This window comes from Microcoleus sp. Z1_A1, assembly GCF_036700305.1.
Lineage (GTDB): Bacteria > Cyanobacteriota > Cyanobacteriia > Cyanobacteriales > Microcoleaceae > Microcoleus.
Genome location: NZ_JAUBOR010000006.1, coordinates 1 through 4,442, shown reverse-complemented (window position 1 = coordinate 4,442; position 4,442 = coordinate 1). Strand labels below are relative to the sequence as shown.

The 4,442-nt window shown below is 43.7% G+C and carries 5 protein-coding genes; 3 read left to right on the top strand and 2 right to left on the bottom strand.

Going from position 1 to position 4,442, the window contains the following annotated elements; translation table 11 throughout:
* The first annotated feature begins 77 nt into the window (after positions 1-77).
* Complete coding sequence (gene prmA / locus QT973_RS05300) at positions 78-968, top strand: 50S ribosomal protein L11 methyltransferase (RefSeq protein WP_333057863.1); 891 nt, start codon at positions 78-80, stop codon at positions 966-968.
* Between the two features lie 172 nt (positions 969-1,140).
* Positions 1,141-1,623, top strand: a complete 483-nt coding sequence (locus QT973_RS05295) for a pentapeptide repeat-containing protein (RefSeq protein ID WP_333057862.1) — start codon at positions 1,141-1,143, stop codon at positions 1,621-1,623.
* A gap of 118 nt (positions 1,624-1,741) precedes the next feature.
* Here the strand turns inward: QT973_RS05295 and QT973_RS05290 are convergent, their stop codons facing one another.
* The gene (locus QT973_RS05290) at positions 1,742-2,308 is read right to left on the bottom strand and encodes a pentapeptide repeat-containing protein (protein ID WP_333390823.1); all 567 of its coding nucleotides are present in this window, start codon (positions 2,306-2,308) and stop codon (positions 1,742-1,744) included.
* Between the two features lie 127 nt (positions 2,309-2,435).
* Between QT973_RS05290 and QT973_RS05285 the strand changes: the two genes are divergently transcribed.
* On the top strand, positions 2,436-3,116 hold the full coding sequence (locus QT973_RS05285; protein WP_333057860.1) for a pentapeptide repeat-containing protein: 681 nt from the start codon (positions 2,436-2,438) through the stop codon (positions 3,114-3,116).
* A gap of 75 nt (positions 3,117-3,191) precedes the next feature.
* Here QT973_RS05285 and QT973_RS05280 read toward each other — a convergent pair.
* Positions 3,192-4,442, bottom strand: a 1,251-nt coding sequence (locus tag QT973_RS05280) for a DNA/RNA non-specific endonuclease (protein ID WP_333211024.1), incomplete at its 5' end; no start/stop codon positions are given.

Sequence of the window (4,442 nt, the reverse complement as noted above, 5' to 3'; positions counted from 1 at the left end):
ATTCCTCACTCCCCAGTTCCCAGTCTCCAGTTCCCCTGGGCCAATCTAAAATCTAAAATCTAAAATTTAAAATCGTTATGGCACATAGCTGGTGGGAAATTAGAATTCTTTGCGATCCGGCGCTGGAAGATATCATCTTTTGGCGTCTGGAACGGTTTAACTGTCGGGGAACTGCTACTGAGATCAAAAGCAATTCCTGCCTGATGTCGGCTTATTTGCCCGAAGAACAGGCAGGATTGCTGGATTTGGCCGCTCTGTCTCTGTGGCTGCGCCAAGATGCTCTGTGTGCAGGTTTGCCCCTACCTGCGATGCAGTGGGATTTGATTGAAGACGAAGACTGGGGCAGCACTTGGAAGGAGCACTGGCAGCCTCAAGAAGTGGGCGATCGCTTTTTAATTAATCCGGCTTGGTTGCCCTTACCGACTGATACCGATCGCGTTATTTTGCGTTTAGATCCGGGTGTGGCTTTCGGTACGGGTGCTCACGCTACTACTCAACTTTGTCTGGAGTCGCTGGAAATGCGTCTCGGTTTTGATGACAAAGAGTGCATCGTTGCTGATATCGGCTGCGGATCGGGTATTTTGTCGATCGGCGCGGTGTTGTTGGGCGCTACAAAAGTTTATGCTTTGGATACAGATCCTTTGGCAGTGCGATCGACTATTAGCAACAGGCTACTCAACCGCGTTAATTCTCAGCAGTTGGTTGCAGAGCTCGGAAGTATCGATCGCTTGAAAGAAATGGTCGATGAGCCGATCGACGGTTTGATCTGCAACATTTTAGCAGAAGTAATCATCGATTTAATCCCGCAGTTCACTGCAATTAGCAAACCGACTACTTGGGCCGTGCTCAGCGGCATTTTGCTCGAACAAGCTAAGCCAATTGCCGACACTCTCGAACAGCACGGCTGGATTGTGGCTACTCTGTGGAAGCGCCAAGATTGGTGTTGTTTTAATATTCGGCGCAGTTAGCGTTTTGAGATTTGAGAGTTGAGATTTTAGGACATTTGTATTCCTTCTGAGCCATCTGGATTACTTGGTATGCGATCGGGTTCAACCTCTCGCACAGCTTGATATATTTATTGATAAAAAGTAGAAGTAATCGCGCTACTATCAAAGTATAAACAGCTTGAACAAGAAAGCTATGGACGTTGAAGAACTATATAGGCGTTACGCTGCTGGCGAAAGAGATTTTCCGGGTGTAGATTTAAGTCATGCTAACTTAAACATTGCTAACGTAGAAGACATCGAAGAACTCGAACCAGGTCAGAATGATTTGAGGGGTATCAATCTCAGCGGTGCTAACTTGACTGTGGCTAATCTGAGTTTTGTTAATCTCAGTGGTGCTAATTTGAGCAGTGCTAACTTAGATTCTGCTAGTTTATGGGTTACTATATTGACGGGTGGTGATTTGAGGGATGCTATTCTGGATTATGCTGAACTGGCAAGCGACTTAGTGGATGTTGACTTGAGAGAAGCTAGCCTGGAGTGTACGCAGTTGATTGGCACTAATCTCACCAGAGCCAACTTGATGGGTGCATACTTTTCAGCCACCGGAGAAGGTCGTTTGATTTTCTGCAACACCATCATGCCGGATGGCACAATTAGAAGTGACAATGGCTCCTAACTTGTGTGGGGCTTTTGACGGGGTTGAGACCCCGTCATATTTTATGATTCGATTATTTCCTCAATCTCCAGAGGGAATATTTGAGAAAAAGTCAAGCTCAGTCAACTCCTCGATTTGGTTAATCGTCAGATTCCATCTCAGCATATTTATCAGTCACAACTTGTCCATCTGGCATGATAGTATTTCGCTTGTAGCTGTCGCTTAAATCGCAACCTTCAACGAGTGCTCCTCTCAAATTGGCCTCATACAGACAAGTTTCACCCATCATTGCACCTCTAAGATCTGCTCCTTCCAGATTGGCTCGATCTAAGCTAACTTCAACTAAACAAGCATTTTGCAGGTTGGCATTTCGGAGATTAGTATATTCCAAATTACTACCTGTCAAGTTGGCATTACTTAGGTTAGCTCTCTCCAATGAAGCTCTTTTTAGGTTGACTTCTAAACTAGAATTAGACAAATCTGCTTCATCCAGCATAGCATGACTTAAGTCAGCATCTTCTAAGTTAGCGGACTTAAAAATAGTACGTCTGAGATTGGCTTCTTTCAGAATGGCACCATTCAAGTTAGCTTCCGTGAAATCAGCCTCACTCAAGTTTACGCCTCTTAGTTCGGCATCTTCTAGGTTAACCCGACGAAAATCTCTTTCACCCGCTGCGTACCTTTTGAGCAGTTCTTCTGCGTTCATAACTTGCCTCTTTAATCTATTTACACTTTCACTGGTTCTACCTCTCGCACAGTTTGATACATTTATTGGTAAAAAGTAAAAGTAACAGTGCTACTATGAAATTATAAACAGCTTGAACAAGAAAGCTATGGACGTTGAAGAACTATATAGACGTTACGCTGCGGGAGAGAGAGATTTCCCTGGAGTTGATTTAAGTCATGCTAACTTAAACGTTGCTAACGTGGAAGACCTCGAAGAACTCGAACCAGGTCAAAATTACTTGAGCGGTATCAATTTCAGCGGTGCGAACTTGAGGATGGCCAATCTGAGTTATGTTAATCTCAGCGGTGCTAACTTGAGTGGCGTCCAACTATGCGATGGCGATTTGAGTGAGGCGAACTTATCTGGTACCAACTTAAGCAATGCTAACCTGTTCTATACCAGCTTGATTAAAGCAGATATGAGTGGAGCAGATTTGAGTGGAGCCAACTTGAACTGTACTCAATTAAACTGTGCTGATCTGAGTGGAGCTAACCTGAGTAAAACCAATTTAGCCGAAGCTGACCTAAGCGGAGCAGATTTAAGTCAAGCAGACCTGAGTGGAGCTAACCTGGAAGAAGCATCACTGGCGGAAGTCAACTTGACTGGGGCTTGTTTAACAGATACTTATCTAGGTGAACCCCTGCTCACAAGAGCTAATCTAACAGGAGTAAATTTAAGTGAAGCGATCGTTGATTTAGAGTTGGCTAACATTAGTGGAATTGAAGGGGCAATCTTCTGCAATACAATCATGCCCGATGGCAGCACGAGGAATGACCATTGTGAGTGAGTCTTCCACTCTAAGCTGAAGTTCCCCCAGATGAGAACTTCAACTTAAACAGCGCAAACTGAGAACTGTGAAGACTTATGTAACCACAGATGGAAAATCATTTACGTTAGTAGGTCCAGAATAAATCCGGTTTTCAATTACATTTTCGATTTCATCTGGAAGATTTGACAAAAGATCTAGACCTGTAAGTTCTTCGACCTCTCTGACCGTAGTTATTTGATCTTGCCATCGCGGTGGAATTATATCTGGCGGATTAGCAATGCCATTAGGCATAGTAACAGCAATCACAGGTGTGTTTACTGTAATATCTGCTATTCCTTGACCGGGTTCAACAAACATAATAACTTTCCAAGTGTACTCAGGGACGTTAATGTTTTCTAAGTTGAGAGGATTTTCAGGCGGAAGGGCATCATTAATCGAATCATATCCTCCTGCAATATTGTAAAGTTCCCAACCACGCCTCTGAGCAACTTGCCGACTAAAGCGTTCAAGCTGTCGCCATGCACCGGTTCTATTACTACTTCTCTCTTGTGGAAGTAAGTTTGTTGTCAAGAAGGTAGCAAACTGATCTTTCTGAGTTCTGTTACGATGTTCTCTAGCAGTCATGTGACCTCGGTCAAAACCACTACCTCTGTACTCCCATCCCTCAGTTGTCTCTAATTCACTGGGAAGTTCGCTATCCGACCTCCAAGGAAAAGGATCTAAAGGATCTAGATTGTCATCTCTCTCAGGAGGTTGTAGAGTACCTATCCAGGTTCTGTTTAGTTGCCAGCTTACCCAATTTGGACCTTTGTTGCTCTCGTTATAAGAGAGAGAATACTGTGGCTTTTCAATGAGATAGTTGTTGGCATTGTTAACAGCGTCTGGTCGAGTTTTTTGACCATCTAAAGTTGGATTACCCAACTTTAGATGAACACTTTTAAAGAAAACGTCATCCAGAAAAACCGTGCCGTTATCTACTTCAAACTTCACTGTAGCAACCCTGCCTCGTAGCGGTTCTGGTATATCTACTACATGGAAAGTTTCAAACCCGATATTTCCGTAACCAATTCTGTTTGTATCTGCGTTATTGTAGCCAGAATCGTAAGGACCACTGGCTTCTGATAAGCTAATAGTTTCCAGTGTGGTAACACCATTATCTCCTTCTAAAGAAACTATAAGGTTGCCACCACTGAGTTCAGGTACGTGAAGATTAAATCGCAGAGTTCCAGACTCAGGCACGACAAAACGGTTGTGGGTAATACTTTTACCTGAGTCTAACTTCAGAGCATAATTAGCTTGAGTTCGATCTACTCCTATCCTATCCAGTTCTGCGTGCAAAGCCGG